Raw genomic sequence first — 19903 nt, 5'->3', positions numbered from 1 at the left:
TCAATGTCGACTTACTAGTAAGTTATCTAAAAAATATCGTTAAATATTTGTTTTAAATATATTAAAAATTCTTGACATGAACCATTTCTTTTTTTAGGCTTTTGAAGATTTAGTGAAATTTTTATAGGGGGTATAATAAATGTTGAAATGGGATAAAAAAATCGCTTTCATAATAAGTATAATTGGGTGCTTTCCTGCAACTCTTACTTATGCGGCAACCAAAGAAAGCATTGCTTATGGGCGATATAGTATAGAAATTATATCTAAAATGCAGAATCCAAAGTCTATTAGTATAAAAGAAGCACCTCTTGGATATACATTGAATGTTGTTGTGGAAGCTATAAACCCGCCAATGGCAGTTTATGTCATCTCTGCTAAAGCACAGTCTGAGACTGTACAGGAAATTGCATCTGGACGATTAAATAATTGTGATTCAGCGGATGGAATATTTAGGCAAGAATGGAGTTCTCCTGAATTTAGAAAATCTGTAACAGATTTTAGATTGTATCAATTAGGACTATTACCACCTGAAAAGTCGAAAAACCCTAATCTTAAATTCAGCATGGATTGGGTGAAACTGCAACTTAAGCTTGCCCAAATCGCAGTGGATAAACCAATATATAGTTGTGAAATACGTTAAAAATAATATTTTGCTACACTATGTAGGTTAATCCTCTGAAACATAAAAAGGCTGCTTTATTGCAAAACAGCCTTTGATTCATCACTTTAAACGACTAGATTCACAAGTTTATTTGGCACTACAATTTCTTTCTTGGCTGGACCAGTCAAGAATTGTTGAACTTCTGGTAATGCTTTTGCCAAAGCCAATAACTCATCTTTAGAGATATCGACTGCGACGTCTAACTTACCACGAAGTTTACCATTCACTTGTACAACAATCGTTTGCGTATTACGGGTTAACGCTGATTCATCCACTTGTGGGAACAGTGTCGTGTTAATATCAATACTAAACTGTGCTAAAAGTGTTTGACTTAAATGTGGTGCAAATGGGGCAAGTAAAGTCAACAAAGTCGTAATTGCTTCACGTGCAACAGCTACATCATTGTCATCTTTTGCTTCAAACTTATTGGTCGCATTCAATAACTCCATTAATGCCGCAATAGAAGTATTGAACGCATGACGGCGTTCAATGTCATCACCCACTTTCTGGATGGTTTCATGGGTTTTGCGACGTAAATCTTGCGCGTCTTTCGAGAGGTTTGATGTATCAATTGCAGTCGCTTGATTGTCTTTTTCCAAGAAACCAGCAGCCAAACGCCATACACGTTTCAAGAAGCGGTTAGCCCCTTCAACACCTGTATCTGACCATTCTAAAGATTGATCAGGTGGTGCAGCGAACATCATAAAGACACGTGCGGTATCTGCGCCGTACTGGTCAATAATGGCCTGTGGATCAATACCATTGTTTTTCGACTTAGACATTTTTTCTTGTCCGCCGATCACAACTTCCTGACCATCACCCGAATATTTCGCAGATAGAATGCGACCTTTCTCATCACGCTCTAATTCGATGTCAGCAGGGTTAAACCAAGTTTTCTTGCCACTCTCTGCTTCACGGTAGAAGGTGTCTGCCAACACCATGCCTTGGGTGAGCAAGTTAGTAAATGGTTCATTGCCTTGTACTACGCCTTCATCACGCATCAATTTATGGAAGAAACGTGCATAAAGTAAGTGCAGAATTGCGTGCTCTACACCACCGATATACTGGTTCACAGGAAGCCAGCTTTGAGCCGCTTCAGGTTTTACCATACCGCCAGTAAAGTCTGGAGATGCATAACGCGCATAATACCAAGAGGATTCTACAAAGGTGTCCAAGGTGTCTGTTTCACGACGTGCATCGCCACCACAACTTGGGCATTTGGTTTCATAGAATTCAGGCATCTTGTTCAATGGATTACCCGAACCATCTGGAACTACATCGGTCGGTAATACCACAGGCAATTGATCTTCTGGAACGGTGACTTGACCACACGTGTCACAGTTGATCATTGGAATTGGACAACCCCAATAACGCTGACGAGAAACACCCCAGTCACGTAAACGGAATTGAACCTTAGAATTTGCCAAAGCTTGTGGTTCTAATTTTGCAAGGAAGGCATCAAAAGCGGCTTGGAATGCTAAACCATCAAACTCGCCAGAATTCACCAATTTGCCATCTTTAGAACCGTACCATTCTTGCCATTCAGCAACTGAGTATTCAGCATCATCAGTGCCTTTAGCATCGATGACTTGCTTGATTGGCAAGTTAAATTTATTGGCAAATTCAAAGTCGCGTTCGTCATGTGCAGGAACTGCCATTACAGCACCTGAACCGTATGACATCAACACATAGTTGGCAATCCAAACAGGGAGTTCTTCACCTGTGACTGGGTGCTTAACAGATAAGCCTGTTGCCATACCTTTCTTTTCAGCCGTGGCTAAGTCCGCTTCTGCGACTGAACCCATACGGCATTCTTCAATAAATGCAGCTAATTCAGGATTGTTTTCCGCTGCTTTAAGCGCAAGAGGGTGTTCTGCTGCAACCGCAACATAAGTCACACCCATTAAGGTATCCGCACGCGTTGTATAAACGGTTAGCCCATCTGCATAGACTTTAGTATTGGCAGAAGGGAAGGTGATTTCCATCCCTGTCGAACGGCCGATCCAGTTACGTTGCATGGTCAAAACCTGTTGTGGCCAACCATCTTTTAAGGTGTCTAAATCGTCTAATAATTCTTGTGCATAGTCGGTGATGCGGAAGTAGTACATTGGAATATCTCGTTTTTCAACCAATGCACCAGAGCGCCAGCCACGACCATTTTCAACTTGCTCGTTGGCTAACACTGTTTGGTCTACTGGGTCCCAGTTCACGGTTGAAAGCTTACGATAGATCAAGCCTTTCTTATAAAGTTGAACAAATAACCATTGTTCCCAGTGGTAGTACTCTGGTGTACAGGTCGCAAACTCACGATCCCAATCGACGGATAAGCCCAATTTCTTTAATTGGTCACGCATATACGCGATGTTTTCAAAGGTCCATTTTGCTGGTGCAACTTGGTGCGCAATCGCTGCATTTTCAGCAGGCAAACCAAATGCATCCCAACCCATTGGTTGTAATACCGTTTCACCTTTTAAACGATAAAAACGGCTGATCACGTCACCAATGGTGTAGTTACGCACATGCCCCATATGCAGTTTGCCACTTGGGTAAGGGAACATCGACAGGATATAGCGATGTTTGCCCTCTACAGTGTCTGCAACTTTAAAAACTTTGCGATTGTCCCAGTCTTGTTGAACTTGAGGCTCAATGGCACTTGCTTGATATTCGGAGTCAATGTGAGAAGTCGTCATAGGGATATGCGATACAACAAAAATTAAAGTTAAGATTACGGCACAGCATAGCGCAAAATAGGGGGGGATGTCAGTTTTTAGCTGAGGATTTTATCTTCTAAATGATGCGAGTGGAAACCAGTTGGGGTATTTTTAAAAAGTGAGTATCTTTGAATTTGTTAAAGGCTCTCTTTTTTAGATGAAGAGGCTTTCAATACAGCCGTCATAATAATGTGTAAATATTGAAACAGTATTGATATATTTTTTTGTTTTTTAATAATATTTTTATTTTATCCAAGCAAGGTGACAAATAAATCATAGCCACCTTAAGATTTTAGACAACGATAAAGTCTATGATTAGATTTTATATACCACGCGGTGTAATGGGTGCAGCAGAAACAGCAGGCGCTTGAGGTATTTCATCTATTGGAGGTCGAGTCATATTTTGATTGGGTTGATTTTCAGATGGTTGATTTTCGTTTTGAGGTTGCTGTGCTTTCGGCGGGTTTGTATTTTGAGTGCTACTTCCATAAGTGGAAATTCTATCTAAACGTTTTGCTCCTTTTGGTGGAGGAGTCGTGGTGTAATGGGTTGAACCATTAGCATCCATCCATTTGTAGTACTGCTGAGCATAATTTTGGCTAGAACAAAGAAGCAGAGTCGTAGTTGCGACAGCGTATAGGCTTGTTTTAAAATATGATGGTTTCATAATTTGATCTCCCCCCAAAAGAATTCCGTCTATATTCGATCAAAATGTTTGAATTAGCCAATCACAATGCCTATTTTTGTATAAAAAGAAAATAGTTTTTTGATAAATGGGCATTTGAATCGATAAATTACCTTGAGCTGAGAGATTAAAAAAACAACAGCTAAAAATTATTCTAAAAAAACCTTTTCTTTATTCTTGACTTTGTGTATGAAAGCAACAAAAATGCTTGCTTAGTTTTATATGCGCTTATTTGATCACCCTTCGAATAAATGTCATGGTTTGCAATGGACATTCTTTCTAGCCGAGAGAATGATTTTTTGAAATATGTTTATCCCAACATGTTTTGATTCGAGATGTAATAACAGCTTATACGGCTGATGAGTCAGAAAATTTTTCCTATTGCAGCAAAAACGAGTAGAATACGCACACTTAGAAAAGTGCATAAGTTAATGAATGAAAATATAATTTATGTCTCCCATAAATTGTACTAACACTAGGGTGAATCACGTTGGAACTTTTATCTGGTGGTGAAATGCTCGTTCGTGCGCTTGCGGACGAAGGCGTAGAGCATGTTTTTGGTTATCCAGGCGGCGCAGTTTTACATATTTATGATGCGCTTTTTCAACAAGACAAAATTAATCATTACCTTGTACGTCATGAGCAAGCTGCTGGTCATATGGCAGATGCATACTCGCGTGTAACTGGTAAAACAGGTGTTGTTCTTGTGACTTCTGGTCCAGGTGCAACAAATACTGTTACTCCTATTGCAACTGCCTATATGGACTCAATCCCAATGGTGATTTTGTCAGGGCAAGTTGCAAGTCACCTAATTGGTGAAGATGCATTCCAAGAAACAGATATGGTTGGTATTTCTCGTCCAATCGTAAAGCACAGTTTCCAAGTGCGTCACGCCAGCGAAATTCCTGCCATTATTAAGAAAGCATTTTATATTGCCTCTTCTGGTCGTCCAGGCCCAGTGGTTGTTGATATTCCTAAGGATGCCACCAATCCAGCAGAAAAATTTGCCTACGAATATCCTGAAAAAGTGAAGATGCGTTCATATCAACCGCCTTCACGTGGACATTCAGGTCAAATTCGTAAAGCCATTGATGAACTGATCACTGCTAAACGCCCAATGATTTATACAGGTGGTGGTGTTGTTCAGGGGAATGCTTCGGCATTGTTGACTGAACTTGCACATCTATTGGGTTATCCAGTGACCAATACGTTGATGGGCTTAGGTGCTTTCCCAGGTAATGATCCACAATTTGTGGGTATGTTAGGGATGCATGGTACTTATGAAGCCAATATGGCAATGCATAATGCCGATGTGATTTTGGCGATTGGCGCACGTTTTGATGACCGTGTGACCAACAATCCAGCCAAGTTCTGTCAAAATGCCAAAGTCATTCATATTGATATTGACCCAGCGACCATTTCAAAAACCATCATGGCGCATATTCCAATTGTGGGTGCGGTTGAACCTGTCCTTCAGGAAATGTTGGTACAGTTGAAACAGATGAATGTGTCCAAGCCAAATCCGGAAGCAATTGCTGAATGGTGGTCTCAGATTAATGAGTGGCGTAAAGTTCATGGCTTACGCTATGAAGCGGCTCAAAATGGTGAAATGAAACCACAACAAGTGGTGGAAGCGCTTGATCGTGTGACCAATGGTGAAGCGATCATTACGTCTGACGTAGGTCAGCACCAGATGTTTGGTGCCTTGTACTACAAATACAAACGCCCGCGTCAATGGATTAACTCTGGTGGTCTAGGTACGATGGGTGTTGGTTTACCGTATGCAATGGCAGCGAAGCTTGCATTCCCAGATCAACAAGTCGTGTGTATTACAGGTGAAGCATCAATTCAGATGTGTATCCAAGAATTATCGACATGTAAGCAATATGGCTTAAATGTGAAAATTCTTTGCTTAAATAACCAAGCTTTAGGCATGGTGAAGCAGTGGCAAGACATGAACTATGAAGGGCGTCATTCAAGCTCTTATGTAGATTCTTTACCTGATTTTGCAAAATTGATGGAAGCTTATGGTCACGTAGGTATTCAAATCAATCATGCAGATGAATTGGAGTCTAAACTGGCTGAAGCAATGGCAATTAATGATAAATGTGTATTCATTAATGTCATGGTTGATCGTACAGAGCATGTTTATCCAATGTTGATTGCAGGTCAGTCGATGAAAGATATGTGGTTAGGTAAAGGGGAGCGCACGGCATGAGACACATTATCTCTGTACTTGTAGAAAATGAAGCAGGCGCGCTTTCTCGTTTGGTCGGTTTATTCTCTCAACGTGGTTACAACATTGAGACTTTAAACGTTGCGCCAACTGAAGATGAAACTTTATCTCGTTTGACGCTGACAACTTATGGTGATGATCACAAAATCGAGCAGATCACAAAACAACTGAATAAATTAGTTGAAGTGGTTAAGGTGGTTGATTTGTCAGAAGGTGCGCATATTGAGCGCGAGCTTATGTTAATTAAAGTGAAAGCTTTAGGTGCCGCTCGTGCGGAAATTAAGCGTACAGCTGATATTTTTCGTGCCCAAATCGTTGATGTAACACCAACCACTTATACGATTCAGATCGCAGGTACAACTGAAAAGATTGATGGTTTTATTGATGCACTTGCTGAAAACACCATTCTAGAAGTTGTACGTTCTGGTGTGTCTGGTATCGCACGTGGTGAAAAAGTTTTAAGTATTTAATCGCTTCCCCAATTCTTCATATAGAAATGCAAGAATTGGGAAGTTTCAAAGAATCTATCCTTGTATAACAAGGGAAATGACAAAAATTTTAGCGGAGAAAACAGATGCAAATTTTTTACGATAAAGACTGTGACTTATCAATCATCCAAGGCAAGAAAGTTGCAATTATTGGTTATGGTTCACAAGGTCATGCTCACGCACTTAACTTGAAAGACTCTGGCGTAGACGTAACTGTTGGTTTACGTGCTGGTTCAGCATCTTGGAAAAAAGCTGAAAATTCAGGTCTTAAAGTTTCTGAAGTGCCAGCAGCTGTTGCTCAAGCTGACTTAGTTATGATCTTGACTCCAGATGAGTTCCAAGCTCAACTTTATCGTGATGTAATTGAACCAAACATCAAAGAAGGTGCAACTTTAGCATTTGCTCATGGTTTCTCTGTTCTTTATAACCAAGTTGTTCCACGTAAAGATTTAGACGTAATCATGGTTGCTCCAAAAGCACCTGGTCACACTGTACGTTCAGAATTCCAACGTGGTTCAGGTGTTCCTGATCTTATCGCGATTCACCAAGATGCTTCTGGTAATGCTCGTAACGTTGCACTTTCTTATGCTTCAGGCGTAGGTGGTGGTCGTACAGGTATCATCGAAACTTCTTTCCGTGAAGAAACTGAAACTGATTTATTCGGTGAACAAGCAGTTCTTTGTGGTGGTGCTGTTGAATTGGTTAAAATGGGCTTCGAAACTTTAGTTGAAGCTGGTTATGCACCAGAAATGGCTTACTTCGAATGCTTACATGAGCTTAAATTGATCGTTGATTTGATGTTCGAAGGCGGTATTGCTGACATGAACTATTCAGTATCTAACAATGCTGAATACGGTGAATACGTAACTGGTGTTGAAGTAATCAACGAACAGTCACGTGAAGCAATGCGTAATGCATTGAAACGTATCCAATCTGGTGAATATGCGAAAATGTTCATCCAAGAAGGTGCGTTGAACTACCCATCTATGACTGCTCGTCGTCGTCAAAATGCAGCACATGGTATCGAAGTAACAGGTTCTAAATTACGTGCGATGATGCCTTGGATCCAAGCAAACAAAATCGTAGACAAAGAAAAGAACTAAGGTTGCGTTACGTGCCTTAAAAAATGGGAAAGCAGTGCTTTCCCATTTTTTTCGTGCCTTGGATTCAAGCGAACAAAATCGTTGATAAAGAGAAAAACTAATTTTTTAGTTTAATCTTTGAAGAGCCCTTGTTTATACAAGGGTTTTTTTATTGCATCACTTACAGTGCTGTACCTTGTGATGATAGCCTAATCTTGCCGTTTAGGTTGTTAAGTTAATTCTCACGGCTCGTATGGAAGTAAGCAGAATTTTTAAGATGTTACTGAGAGTATAAAAAATAAATTACCTGATAAGGAGTGTAGTCACTTATTTGCTTTCAATATAAAAAACTTCATATTCTTAGTCTTTTTTAATAACAGAATTATAGCAAACAGCATGATAAAAAGGCATACTATATACATGTTTAGAGTATTTATGAAAGGTAGTGCATCTTTTATAATTGTTGGTTGCTTTTAAAATTGCAGTAAAAAAACAAGAATTTTCATTGGTTTGAAATGAATATGTGTTTTTATTCTATTGATTTATAAAATGAAAAAGACTTGAACTTATACTAGATGATGTTATTGTTAAGGAAAGTTTATGAATACACCATTTGTATCTTTTTTGAGTGTTAATGATCGTTCTGATTTTGAGCAATTCGCTCAATAAATAAAAAAAAGTACTGAATAATCATGGAAGTCCTTTATGGTTCACGTTGATTACGATAGCACATGGGTCATCGTTTCCATTTTGGTTGCAGTAGCGACTTGTTATGCGGCAGTTTCAATGGAAGAACTCGTTTTTAAAGCTGCTTATAAAAAGTTGGAGAAAAGCATTTTAGTAACGAGTGGCTTGACTTTAGGCTTGGCAATATGGGTGATGCATTTTATTGGAATGCTCGCGAGCCGTTTGCCTGAAGGCTATCATTTTGATATTAGTTTGACTGTGCTTTCATATTTGATAGGCGCAACTGCTTCGGTATTTGCTGTTTGGCTAACCACTAGACCTACTTTACCTATGCCACGTCTGATCTTAGGTGCATTATTCTTAGGGCTAGGGATATCTGGAATGCATTACACGGGGATGTTGGCGCTTTCAGTTGAACACCATCAATTGAGATATGATCCATTACTCGTGATTTGTTCAGTACTCATCGCTGTATGTGGTTCTGGTTTGAGCTGTTTATTCATTTTTAAATACACAACCGCGGTTAAATATAAAACTGCACTAAAGGCTGTCGTTGCAATATTGATGGCTTTTAGTATTGTAGGTATGCATTACACGGGTATGGCAGCCACTTATTTTGATACAGGATTTGCGGAAGCACTTGGCTCAGCACATACAGAGCAACCCGTTTTATTGTTTAGTATTATTTTTATTATCAGTTTGGTATTTGTTGCTGGTTTTGCCATCGCAGTTTTAGAAGCCAGACTAGAGGAGCGTAATCAACAATTAGTTAGAATAAATAAAGAATTAGCAACTCACTCACTACATGATTCATTAACAAAGTTGCCGAATCGATTATATTTGACAGATTATGCGGAAGTAATCTTCAGCCATCATCGCTTACGAGAAGAAAAAGCAGCATTTTTATATGTAGATTTAGATCGCTTTAAATCGGTAAATGATGCTTTTGGACACCATATTGGTGATCAACTTTTAATTCAAATGGCCAATCGGTTACATGAAAAATTAAGTTCAAGCCATAAGCTATTTCGTATTGGTGGTGACGAGTTTGTATTGATCTCTGAAAATACTGATGTTAATCAAGCGATGTTGCTGGCAGAAGAAGTTCTGCATTTTATTCAAGAGGCATATCTGATCGCGACAAAAGAAATTAATATTTCTGCAAGTTTGGGAATTGCGATGTATCCTGAGCACGGTACGAATCTTCAGGATTTATTAATTAATGCAGATGTAGCAATGTTGGCATCTAAAGAGCAGGGTAGAAATACCTTTACTGTTTTCCACTCTACAACAGATCAGCAAGATGTTCGTAGCCAATCCAAATTAATTAATGACTTGTATAAAGCTGTAGATGAGCAGCAATTTGTTTTATTTTATCAACCTAAATTTACTGCGAATTATAAAGTTTGTGGTATTGAAGCGCTCATTCGTTGGAAGCATCCAAGCTTAGGTTTGTTGACTCCTCAAATGTTTATTGAGGGAGCAGAAAAAACAGGTTTGATTATTCCGATGGGATATTGGGCATTGGAGCAAGCTTGTCAGCAGATTCACAAATGGGAACGAAGTAATAGTCCTTTTTATCCAATTGCCGTCAACTTATCTGCATTACAATTTGAAAATAAAAAACTTTTTAACGTATTAGAGCAGCTCTTAGAACAATATCAAATTCAGCCCCACAATCTTATTTTAGAAATCACTGAATCAACAGCAATGCATCATATTGATTCAAGTATTCGCACTTTAGAACGCTTGCGTAAGTTGGGTATTCGGATTGCGATTGATGATTTTGGAACTGGCTATTCAAGCTTTTTATATTTAAAAGATCTGCCTGTTGATGAACTTAAAATTGATCGCGGTTTTCTCATAGATTTACAACCAAACTCGAAAGAAGAGGCAATTCTAGAAAGTATCATTCACCTTGCCGCTAGGTTAGGCTTAATCGTCACAGCTGAAGGTGTAGAAACACAGCAACAAGCTGATATTTTAACTAATTTAGGATGTAATCAATTACAAGGTTATTTATTGGGTATGCCTGTAAATGTTGAAAATTTAGTGTTGAATCATCACAACTTTGCTTAGTTTATTTGGACCTAACGATTTCTATATCATCTATTCACGAAAAAGGCTGCTCATATCTTTTCAAGTAAAAGAGATTCACAGCCTTGACTATTTTAGCAATTATAAGCACTTAATTTGAGCGCTGTTGCAACCATGCGCTAACGACAGGCCAAACTGCTTGTGGTGCTTGGCTACCTGAAACCAAACCCATATGACCACCAGAGACAATTTCAAAGGTTTTATCTTGGCTACTGATCAAATCCATTAATGGTCGTACAGCTTCTGCAGTCACAATAATGTCAGTATCCCCACCAATCGCAAGTACTGAACAATCAATATCTTTAAAATCAGCCGTTTGATCTCCGAATTTAACGAGACCTGTCGAAAGTTCATTATCAATCCAGAAGCGTAAAATAATATCGCGCATTACACCACCAGGATATGCAAGCATATTGTCAACAAATGAACTTGATGTTGCGTGATTAATGACAAACTGCCGATCGTTCAAATTTTTTAGTAATTGCCAATAATTTTTAAAATTACCCACGGGATCTGTGAGCTTAAATCCGAGCGTATTTTGCCAACCATGAATATGGAAATAGCGGCTCGGAATTTGACGGATTCGGAAATTAGTATTGGTCCGTACCCATTGTGCTGGTGTGTTTAACTTTTGATAGAGCTTACCAATATAACCTGATTGATGAGTGTTGATTGGTGATGCCAAAATCATTAGATTCTTAATATTTTTATCTTTAAATAATGAGGTATAGCAAAGCGAGATCGCTCCACCGAGACTCCAACCATACAGTGATAGTTGTTGTTGTCCGCTATGTTCACGAATTTTGTTGATAAAGTCGGGCATAAAGATTTTGATATATGTACCGAAATTATATTTAGCTTGTTTAAGGCTTGGTGTGCCCCAGTCAATCATATATACATCAAAACCTTGGCTTTGAAAGTAACGAATGAGACTACGATCAGGAAACAAATCGAACACTAAGGTGTTCGCTGCTAATGGGGGAATAATAACCAGTGGCACACGGTGTTTATTTTCACCCGATTCTACGTCTGACTTGTAAAACCGTAAGCTAATAATTTCACGTTCATAAACGACTTCAAAAGGTGTCTTTCCTGACAATGCCAGTTGATGTCCCCTCAAGAAACGATCTGCCGCATTTGAAAATACTTGTGCAGCTTGCTTACCCGCACGCGTTTTTAAGATGGATTGGGCTGTTTTAGCGTTAACAAAGGTATTTTTTAATTTAGGCAATTGAGTCATCGTCCAAGAACTCTATGGTTACAACTGTGTAGCCGCATATTAGAAGAAAAAAAGCATTTGCTCACTGACTCATCTGCTTAACTTATTTTTGAAAATGATCAATTTAGAATATTGCATGGTCGTAAATTGCTCAAAAATACTTATTTAGGCAGTTGGGGCGTATACGTAAGTGAGCTTATCAACCCTAATATGTGGTATTGCGCATATATGAATATTCATATATAAAGTCACTATCATTAATTCAAAATGTTTTTACTCATTATGTCTACTCAGCAACAAATTACGATTTATCACAACCCTGCATGTGGGACATCTCGAAATACACTCGGATTAATTCGCAATACGGGTATTGAACCTATCGTGATTGAATATTTACTGAATCCTCCTTCAAAATCTGAACTTATTCAATTGATTAGTGATGCTGGTTTGTCTGTAAGGGCTGCGATCCGTACGAATGTTGACCCTTATCGTGAACTTGATTTGGATCGTGAGACTTGGACAGATCATCAATTAATCGAATTTATGCTTGAACATCCTATTTTAATTAATCGTCCTTTTGTTGTGACGAGTCAGGGTACCCGTTTATGCAGACCATCGGAGTTGGTGCTGGATATTTTACCAGTTGCACAACAAGGTGCTTTTTCCAAAGAGGATGGTGAACAGGTGATTGATGAAAATGGTCAGCGTGTTAATTAAATAATAATTTAGTATTTGAGGTTGGAAATGGATCGAGTGAATTTCTTTAAGTGTTTGTCTGATGAAACACGTCTCAGTATTGTCACTTTAGTGGCGGAAAATAAAGAACTATGTGTTTGTGATTTGACTGAAAAATTAAACTTGAGCCAACCAAAAATTTCGAGACATTTAGCCTTATTAAGGTCATCTGGCTTACTACAAGATCGAAGACAAAGTCAGTGGGTGTATTACAGCATTCATCCAGAGTTGCCTGCTTGGTGTCATGAATTACTCAATCTCTTGGTACGTGAACAAACTTCCGCAAGTAACCAATCTCAGTCTCTCCAAATTAAAAGTTATTGTGAGTAATACCGCATGAAATTTATTTTCCTATGTACTGGAAATAGTTGTCGCAGCATTTTGTCCGAAGTACTTTTTAACAGTCGTGCACCTGAAAATTGGAAAGCATATAGCGCAGGCAGTAAGCCTTCTGGACAGGTTCATCCACTGACGATTGAAACGCTTGAAAACTTAGGCCTTTCAACTGATGGTTTGTGGAGTAAAACCATTGATGACTGCGAACAATATCAAGCGGATGTGGTGATTACGGTCTGTGATTCTGCAGCTCAGGAAGCTTGCCCACTGTATTTAGGCGGTGCAATTAAAGCACATTGGGGCTTGGCTGATCCTTCACATTTAGATTTGCCTAAATCAGAAAAATTACAAGCATTCCAAGTGACTGTAGATCATATCAACCGCCGTTTAGATGCTCTATTTGCATTAGATAGCGCAAATATGTCCCGTCCTGAATTGATTGCTGCAATCAATCACATCTCAGATATTGAATGAGAACATCATGGCTCAGCAAAGATTGTCATTTCTAGATCGTAACTTAACCCTATGGATTTTTATTGCCATGGGGTTGGGAATTGCGATCGGTGTTTTCTTACCTCAGGCTTCTGTCGCTTTAGACAAAATGAGTGTGGATTCCGTCAATATCCCAATTGCGATTGGTCTGATTTTGATGATGTATCCTCCCTTAGCAAAGGTTGATTACGCGGCATTGCCTGAAGTATTTAAAGATAAAAAAACCTTAACTTTATCTTTGGTTCAGAACTGGATTATTGCGCCTGTTCTGATGTTCGGATTAGCCATTATTTTTCTACACAGCTATCCAGAATATATGACGGGCTTAATTTTGATTGGCTTAGCACGTTGTATTGCGATGGTTTTGGTCTGGAATGGTTTAGCTTGTGGTGATAATCAATATGTTGCAGCATTAGTGGCATTTAACAGTATCTTTCAAATTCTATTCTTCAGTACCTATGCTTGGTTATTCCTGACTTTCTTGCCACCTTATTTTGGTATTGCAGGACAAGTCATTCATGTAGATTTTTGGACGATTACCCATGCGGTGTTGGTTTACTTGGGTATTCCATTTTTTCTTGGTTTCATGACACGATTGATTTTAGTGAAAGCCAAAGGTCTCGCATGGTATCAAAATGTCTTTTTGCCGAAGATCAGCCCTTTAAGTTTGTTGGCGTTGCTGTTCACCATTGTGGCGATGTTTAGCCTTAAAGGTGCTGATGTCGTGAGCTTGCCTTTCGATGTGATTCGTATAGCGATTCCACTGACGATTTACTTTGTTGTGATGTTCTTCATGAGCTTTTTTATGAGCAAGTGGATGGGGAATGACTATCCGAAAACCACTGCAATTTCCTTTACTGCTGCTGGGAATAACTTTGAATTGGCATTAGCGGTCGCTATTGCAACCTTTGGTTTAGCTTCACCTGTGGCATTTACCACAGTGATTGGTCCATTGGTTGAAGTGCCTGTGCTGATTGCTTTGGTTAGTGTGTCTTTATGGCTTAGAAAAAAGTATTTTAAATTGGTGTAATTGTGATGACTCTTCCAAATATAGATATGAATTTACTTGATCAACCCACTTTAGGAAAAGTGCAGGCGCAAGCCTTGGATCATGCACCACGTATTTTATTGTTGTATGGTTCGAATCGTGAACGTTCTTATAGTCGTTTAGCCGTGATGGAAGCAGGGCGCATCTTGGAGCAGTTTGGTGCTGAAGTAAAAATCTTTCATCCTAAAGGTTTGCCCTTACCTGAAGATGCGGATATGGAACACCCAAAAGTCAAAGAGCTACATGAATTGTTGGCATGGTCAGAGGGCATGGTGTGGTGTTCGCCTGAACGTCATGGTTCGATGAGTTCCATCTTTAAATCGCAAATTGATTGGATTCCACTGGCAGGTGGTGCGATTCGTGCAACCCAAGGTAAGACTTTGGCATTGATGCAAGTTAGTGGTGGCTCGCAGTCTTTTAATAGTGTCAATCAAATGCGTATTTTAGGACGTTGGATGCGCATGATTACCATCCCAAATCAGTCTTCAATTCCAAAAGCATTTTTAGAGTTTGAAGAAGATGGTCGTATGAAAGCATCGTCTTACTATGATCGTATCGTAGATGTGATGGAAGAATTATATAAATTCACACTGTTGACGCGAGGGCAGAGCAAGTATTTAACAGACCGTTATTCTGAACGGAAAGAGTCCGCTGAAGAACTGTCAAAGCGCGTCAATCAACGTAATCTATAGTGTTTATCGCTTTTCCTTAAGATAATAAAAAACAGCCTCGTGACGAGGCTGTTTTTTATTAAAATCCATCGTTAAACCATGGATTTTTTATATTTTAGTACTTGAAGTTCACAGACAATACTGCACTGCGACCTTCCGCTTCAGTGGCATAGTGTGATGTATAAGCTTTAGTGAAATAACGCTTATCAGATAAGTTGTTTAGATTAAGCTGTAAATCAACATTTTTATTTACGTTATAACGCGCCATTGCATCATAGCGAACATAACCTGGAACCCACTTGGTATTCGTGGCATTACCATAGACTTTATCCATTGCGACAGCACCAGCACCCAATGTTAAATCCGGTAAGACTTGGTATGTCGTCCAAAGCGTAGCGCTATTTTTTGCAACGTTTTGTACTTGATTACCATTACTTGGATTTGCTTGGTAAACAGGGGTTGTCGTACTACCTACATTGGTGTAACCACCATCGACAAGTTCGCTGTCTAAATAGGTGTAACCCGCAGAAACAGCCCATTTTTCAGTAATATTTCCGTTTACGCCAAGCTCAATACCATCAACGCGTGTTTCGCCGATATTTTGAGTGGTGCCATCTTCAGCTGTAGCACGAGTATTGGTTTTTTCAGTACGGAAAATTGCTGCTGTAAGGTTTAATTTATCATTAAGAACATCCCACTTAGTTCCTAATTCATATGTTTTAACTTCTTCAGGTTTTAGATTTTGAATCGCAGCAGTAATCCCTTCTGAACCATCACCACCATCGACACCCACAGGGTTTGCTGAAGTTGCATAGCTGACATAGATAGAACCGTTTTCCACTGGTTTAAAGGTTAAGCCAGCTTGGTAGTTAAAGAAATCTTTATTGTTCTCAACCGTAACTTGATCACCAGCTTTAGCTGTGATTTTTGTATTATTTAGACCTGTCACGGCATTATTGCGTGCACCATAAGTCATGGTTTGTTTAGTTTCAAATTTATCCCAACGAACACCTAAGTCCAAAAGCCATTGTGGGCTTAACTCGATATTATCTAGGAAATAAACAGATTGGTTTTTGCTACGAATATTGTAACGATCAGCACCATCAGTACTTATACGACCTGTCCACGGAACATTACTTGGATTCTGCACTGACGTGCACCAACCAGAAGCAATTGCAGTAGCGTTACACGTATTATTTGCGCTTCCTGTTGAATCTAAGCCGTTTAAAATATATTGAGTACGATCAGTTTTTTGATCGCTATACTCAACGCCTGTATTAAAACGGTGTTTAAATGCACCTGTATCAAACTTACCTGTTAAAGCAAGTTGATCTGTAAAGCCGTCCGTATCTGCAACACGAGAGTTCGTACGTCTCCAAACTGAGCCATCTAAAGCACCCGTAGTCTTGTTATAGAAATTACCCTTAGAATCATCTGGATTAGTCCACAGATAATCATTCTTAGATTTTGTGTAAACAGCTGTATTACTCAGCGTTAGGTTATCGGTTAAATCATGCTCTAATTTGAATGTACCAAACTGATTTTCTTGTTTTTGGAAATCACGATCTTTCCAACCATAGTAACTGCCTTGTTGAACATCAATCGGTTTGCCATTGCCATTCAAATGAGTAAAATCTTTTTTAGGATCAGCATTTGAAGAAAATGGATTGTTATATGGAATACCAGAATCTGGAATATCATCGGTTTTAAGGTAGTAATAACTCAAGGTGCCGCGAGTTGCTGTATCTAAACCAAAGGTAATACTTGGTGCAATACCTGCACGTTTATATTCAGCACCATCATGTTGACCCGCTTTTTCGTTTTGATGACCCATGACCACCACACGAGCTGCGACACCATTATTAAAATCTTTGTTTCCGTCTAAAGTGATACGTGCATAATTATCTGTACCCCCTGAGATCGAGCCTTCTAAAGCATCGCCTTTTTTAGCAACTTTAGAAATCATGTTAATGCTACCGCCAGAAGTACCTGCACCACCTAAAGCAGAGGCAGAACCCTTTGTAACTTCAACTTGTTCAACTGCAAACATCTCACGGTTTTGTGATGTTGAGTTACGAATGCCATCTACATACATTGAGCTTTCTGAGTTATAGCCACGAATGAAAGGGCGGTCGCCGTTTGGATTACCACCTTCACCAGCACCTAAAGTAATACCAGGAATCGTACGTAAAGCATCAGAAAGACTTGTAACTTGAGTATCTGCAATAAGCTGCTTTGAAATAACAGAAACAGATTTTGGCGTATCTAAAAGAGGAACGACAAATTTGCTATTTGAGGATTGGTCTACTTTAAGACCTTGTTCTTGTTCTGCTTGGGTATGAATTGTTGGGAGTTGTACTGGCTGATCTTGAGCGATGGCTGGTACTGCAATCACGGAGAGTGAAGATGCGATTGCGGAAGATACTAATTTCTTACGTGATTTGATAAAAGACATAATCGTTCACACAGATATGAGAAAAATTTTGAGAATAATAATGATTCTTAATCATAATTTCAATTTATAACTGAACTATTTGTCGGATAGGGGCTTTGTTGCACAAACATTCAAAGACTAAACTTGTCCCAAGTTATCCAAATTTAAGTGACTACTTGGGTGTGAGGTCGGTCCAACTTAGTAAATTTATTTAATACTGCCACACGTGCATGAATCTCATTGACTTGGTTATGAAAATGCCTTGCACTAAGCCTATCACCCAATAGTTTGATGCAGTGCATCTTGGTTTCTAGCAAACTTCGGCGATGATAGTTTGATCATTTTTTCCATAGTGTCCTGCCTAAATGTTTAACTGTTCGAAGTCATTCGTTTCGCTTTAGCGAGCTGGTCTTTATATCTTTCCATGGTTTCGCATTTTTTCTAGTTGGAATCACCGCATGTGCTTGCCGATCTGCAATGGCCTGACGGCATTGCTTGGTGTCATAAGTCTGTTTATAGTTCAATTTCAATTCGGTTGTTAACAAATAAAGCTTTGTGTGGATAACTTGGTACTTATCAACAATCAATAAACAAGTTCACTAAATCTGCTACAATTGCGCCAATTTCGAATTCTCACTTTTCAGTTATGGTACATATCGAGTCATGTGTACGTAACTGTGTACATATTGAAGATTTTTCTCATGAGTTTTAAAGACGAATTAGCGGCACAGGTTGCCCAGCGACGTACCTTTGCGATCATTTCCCACCCCGATGCGGGTAAAACCACGATGACCGAAAAACTTCTGTTATGGGGTAAAGCTATTCAGGTTGCTGGAATGGTTAAAAGTCGTAAGTCGGATCGTGCTGCGACATCTGACTGGATGGAAATGGAAAAAGAGCGTGGAATCTCGATTACCACGTCTGTGATGCAGTTCCCTTATAAAAACCATACGATTAACTTACTGGACACACCAGGACATGAAGACTTCTCGGAAGATACCTATCGTACTTTGACCGCAGTGGATTCTGCATTAATGGTCATCGATGGTGCTAAGGGTGTCGAAGAACGTACGATTAAATTGATGGAAGTGTGTCGTATGCGTGACACACCGATCATTTCCTTCGTCAACAAAATGGACCGTGAAATTCGCGAGCCTCTAGAATTGCTTGACGAAATTGAAAATGTTTTAAATATTCGCTGTGTCCCAATTACATGGCCTTTAGGTATGGGGCGTGACTTTGCTGGGGTTTATAACCTACTTGAAAACAAGTTATATGTTTATAAAGCAGGTTTTGGCTCGACGATTACGGACATTGAAGTACGTGATGGTTATGATCATGCAGATATTCGTGAAAAAGTGGGTGAATTAGCTTGGGCTTCTTTTGAAGAATCACTTGAGTTAGTTCAAATGGCAAATGAGCCATTAGACCGTGAGCTGTTTCTGCAAGGCAAGCAAACCCCTGTATTGTTTGGTACAGCTTTGGGTAACTTTGCGGTTGACCATGTACTGGATGCCTTTATCAATTGGGCACCAGAACCGAAAGCACATCCAACACAAGAACGTACAGTAGATGCCAATGAAGAGGGTTTCACTGGTTTTGTTTTTAAAATTCAAGCCAATATGGATCCGAAACATCGTGACCGTATTGCCTTTATGCGTATTTGCTCAGGCAAATATGAAAAAGGTTTGAAAATGAATCATGTGCGTATCGGTAAAGATGTACGTATTAGCGATGCATTAACCTTCCTTGCGGGCGAACGCGAACATTTGGAAGAAGCTTGGCCTGGAGACATTATTGGTTTGCATAACCACGGTACCATCCAGATCGGTGATACATTTACCAGTGGTGAAAAATTACATTTCACAGGTATCCCACACTTTGCACCTGAAATGTTCCGCCGAGTTCGTTTACGTGATCCTCTTAAATCTAAGCAATTGCAAAAAGGTTTGAAAGAGTTATCTGAAGAAGGTGCAACACAGGTATTTATGCCTCAAATTAGTAATGATTTGATTGTCGGTGCAGTCGGTGTGTTACAGTTTGATGTGGTCGCGTACCGTCTAAAAGAAGAATATAAGGTGGACTGTATTTATGAGCCTGTCAGTGTTCATACGGTACGTTGGATTCATTGTGATGATGAAAAAATTCTCAATGAGTTCAAGAAAAAAGCGCATGATCAGTTATCGGTAGATGGTGGTGGTCATCTGACTTATCTTGCGCCAAGCCGTGTAAACTTGCAGTTAATGCAAGAACGCTGGCCAGATATTCAGTTCCGTAACACGCGAGAACACTAAAAATATACAAAAACAGCTTCTAAATTA

The 19903-nt window shown here is 39.3% G+C and carries 15 protein-coding genes and 1 pseudogene; 11 read left to right on the top strand and 5 right to left on the bottom strand.

What is annotated here, in order from left to right:
* Positions 1-139: 139 nt before the first annotated feature.
* Positions 140-640 carry a hypothetical protein gene (locus F908_RS12770; protein ID WP_005162607.1) on the top strand — a complete coding sequence of 167 codons (501 nt, stop codon included), beginning with the start codon at positions 140-142 and terminating at the stop codon, positions 638-640.
* Positions 641-726: 86 nt separating this feature from the next.
* On the opposite strand, the gene leuS is transcribed toward F908_RS12770, so the two are convergent.
* Positions 727-3351 (bottom strand): leucine--tRNA ligase, encoded by a 2625-nt coding sequence (gene leuS / locus F908_RS12765; protein ID WP_005162604.1) that lies wholly within the window; start codon positions 3349-3351, stop codon positions 727-729.
* A 343-nt stretch (positions 3352-3694) separates the two neighbouring features.
* Complete coding sequence (locus tag F908_RS12760; protein WP_005162603.1) at positions 3695-4039, bottom strand: DUF4124 domain-containing protein; 345 nt, start codon at positions 4037-4039, stop codon at positions 3695-3697.
* A 508-nt stretch (positions 4040-4547) separates the two neighbouring features.
* Here F908_RS12760 and F908_RS12755 point away from each other — a divergent pair.
* From F908_RS12755 to F908_RS12740, 4 genes are all read left to right on the top strand, one after another.
* Complete coding sequence (locus tag F908_RS12755) at positions 4548-6275, top strand: acetolactate synthase 3 large subunit (RefSeq protein ID WP_005162602.1); 1728 nt, start codon at positions 4548-4550, stop codon at positions 6273-6275.
* A complete protein-coding gene (ilvN, locus tag F908_RS12750; RefSeq protein ID WP_005162601.1) occupies positions 6272-6763 on the top strand; it encodes an acetolactate synthase small subunit in 492 nt (163 codons plus the stop codon). The genes F908_RS12755 and ilvN overlap by 4 nt, the downstream gene beginning before the upstream one ends.
* Before the next feature lie 104 nt (positions 6764-6867).
* A complete protein-coding gene (ilvC, locus tag F908_RS12745) occupies positions 6868-7884 on the top strand; it encodes a ketol-acid reductoisomerase (RefSeq protein WP_005162600.1) in 1017 nt (338 codons plus the stop codon).
* 684 nt (positions 7885-8568) lie between these two features.
* Positions 8569-10629, top strand: coding sequence for a putative bifunctional diguanylate cyclase/phosphodiesterase (locus F908_RS12740; protein WP_005162599.1), 2061 nt, complete (start codon positions 8569-8571; stop codon positions 10627-10629).
* Between the two features lie 109 nt (positions 10630-10738).
* Here F908_RS12740 and F908_RS12735 read toward each other — a convergent pair whose 3' ends face one another.
* Positions 10739-11887 (bottom strand): alpha/beta fold hydrolase, encoded by a 1149-nt coding sequence (locus F908_RS12735; protein ID WP_005162598.1) that lies wholly within the window; start codon positions 11885-11887, stop codon positions 10739-10741.
* Between the two features lie 261 nt (positions 11888-12148).
* Between F908_RS12735 and arsC the strand changes: the two genes are divergently transcribed.
* The 5 genes from arsC to arsH are packed head-to-tail and all read left to right on the top strand — an operon-like array spanning position 12149 to position 15169.
* Positions 12149-12583, top strand: a complete 435-nt coding sequence (arsC, locus tag F908_RS12730) for an arsenate reductase (glutaredoxin) (protein WP_034602872.1) — start codon at positions 12149-12151, stop codon at positions 12581-12583.
* A 27-nt stretch (positions 12584-12610) separates the two neighbouring features.
* Positions 12611-12931, top strand: a complete 321-nt coding sequence (locus tag F908_RS12725) for a metalloregulator ArsR/SmtB family transcription factor (protein WP_005162593.1) — start codon at positions 12611-12613, stop codon at positions 12929-12931.
* Positions 12932-12937: 6 nt separating this feature from the next.
* The gene (locus F908_RS12720; RefSeq protein WP_005162582.1) at positions 12938-13411 is read left to right on the top strand and encodes an arsenate reductase ArsC; all 474 of its coding nucleotides are present in this window, start codon (positions 12938-12940) and stop codon (positions 13409-13411) included.
* Between the two features lie 7 nt (positions 13412-13418).
* A complete protein-coding gene (arsB, locus tag F908_RS12715; RefSeq protein ID WP_005162578.1) occupies positions 13419-14459 on the top strand; it encodes an ACR3 family arsenite efflux transporter in 1041 nt (346 codons plus the stop codon).
* A 5-nt stretch (positions 14460-14464) separates the two neighbouring features.
* A complete protein-coding gene (arsH, locus tag F908_RS12710; RefSeq protein WP_005162572.1) occupies positions 14465-15169 on the top strand; it encodes an arsenical resistance protein ArsH in 705 nt (234 codons plus the stop codon).
* A 94-nt stretch (positions 15170-15263) separates the two neighbouring features.
* On the opposite strand, the gene F908_RS12705 is transcribed toward arsH, so the two are convergent.
* Positions 15264-17603, bottom strand: coding sequence for a TonB-dependent receptor (locus tag F908_RS12705; RefSeq protein WP_005162569.1), 2340 nt, complete (start codon positions 17601-17603; stop codon positions 15264-15266).
* Between the two features lie 143 nt (positions 17604-17746).
* A pseudogene (locus F908_RS16350) lies at positions 17747-18088 on the bottom strand (transposase); the annotation flags it as partial.
* Positions 18089-18283: 195 nt separating this feature from the next.
* Between F908_RS16350 and F908_RS12700 the strand changes: the two are divergent.
* Complete coding sequence (locus F908_RS12700) at positions 18284-19876, top strand: peptide chain release factor 3 (protein ID WP_005162566.1); 1593 nt, start codon at positions 18284-18286, stop codon at positions 19874-19876.
* Positions 19877-19903 lie beyond the last annotated feature (27 nt).

Source organism: Acinetobacter sp. NIPH 284 (assembly GCF_000369425.1).
In the GTDB taxonomy this organism is placed as follows: Bacteria; Pseudomonadota; Gammaproteobacteria; order Pseudomonadales; family Moraxellaceae; genus Acinetobacter.
This window is presented reverse-complemented; position numbering and strand designations above follow the sequence as displayed.

Bases quoted from the DNA above. Each gene is read 5' to 3' on its own strand.
- F908_RS12770 (WP_005162607.1), top strand. From the start codon at position 140: ATGTTGAAATGGGATAAAAAAATCGCTTTCATAATAAGTATAATTGGG.
- leuS (WP_005162604.1), bottom strand. From the start codon at position 3,351: ATGACGACTTCTCACATTGACTCCGAATATCAAGCAAGTGCCATTGAG.
- F908_RS12760 (WP_005162603.1), bottom strand. From the start codon at position 4,039: ATGAAACCATCATATTTTAAAACAAGCCTATACGCTGTCGCAACTACG.
- ilvN (WP_005162601.1), top strand. From the start codon at position 6,272: ATGAGACACATTATCTCTGTACTTGTAGAAAATGAAGCAGGCGCGCTT.
- ilvC (WP_005162600.1), top strand. From the start codon at position 6,868: ATGCAAATTTTTTACGATAAAGACTGTGACTTATCAATCATCCAAGGC.
- F908_RS12740 (WP_005162599.1), top strand. From the start codon at position 8,569: ATGGTTCACGTTGATTACGATAGCACATGGGTCATCGTTTCCATTTTG.
- F908_RS12735 (WP_005162598.1), bottom strand. From the start codon at position 11,887: ATGACTCAATTGCCTAAATTAAAAAATACCTTTGTTAACGCTAAAACA.
- arsC (WP_034602872.1), top strand. From the start codon at position 12,149: ATGTCTACTCAGCAACAAATTACGATTTATCACAACCCTGCATGTGGG.
- F908_RS12725 (WP_005162593.1), top strand. From the start codon at position 12,611: ATGGATCGAGTGAATTTCTTTAAGTGTTTGTCTGATGAAACACGTCTC.
- F908_RS12720 (WP_005162582.1), top strand. From the start codon at position 12,938: ATGAAATTTATTTTCCTATGTACTGGAAATAGTTGTCGCAGCATTTTG.
- arsB (WP_005162578.1), top strand. From the start codon at position 13,419: ATGGCTCAGCAAAGATTGTCATTTCTAGATCGTAACTTAACCCTATGG.
- arsH (WP_005162572.1), top strand. From the start codon at position 14,465: ATGACTCTTCCAAATATAGATATGAATTTACTTGATCAACCCACTTTA.
- F908_RS12705 (WP_005162569.1), bottom strand. From the start codon at position 17,603: ATGTCTTTTATCAAATCACGTAAGAAATTAGTATCTTCCGCAATCGCA.
- F908_RS12700 (WP_005162566.1), top strand. From the start codon at position 18,284: ATGAGTTTTAAAGACGAATTAGCGGCACAGGTTGCCCAGCGACGTACC.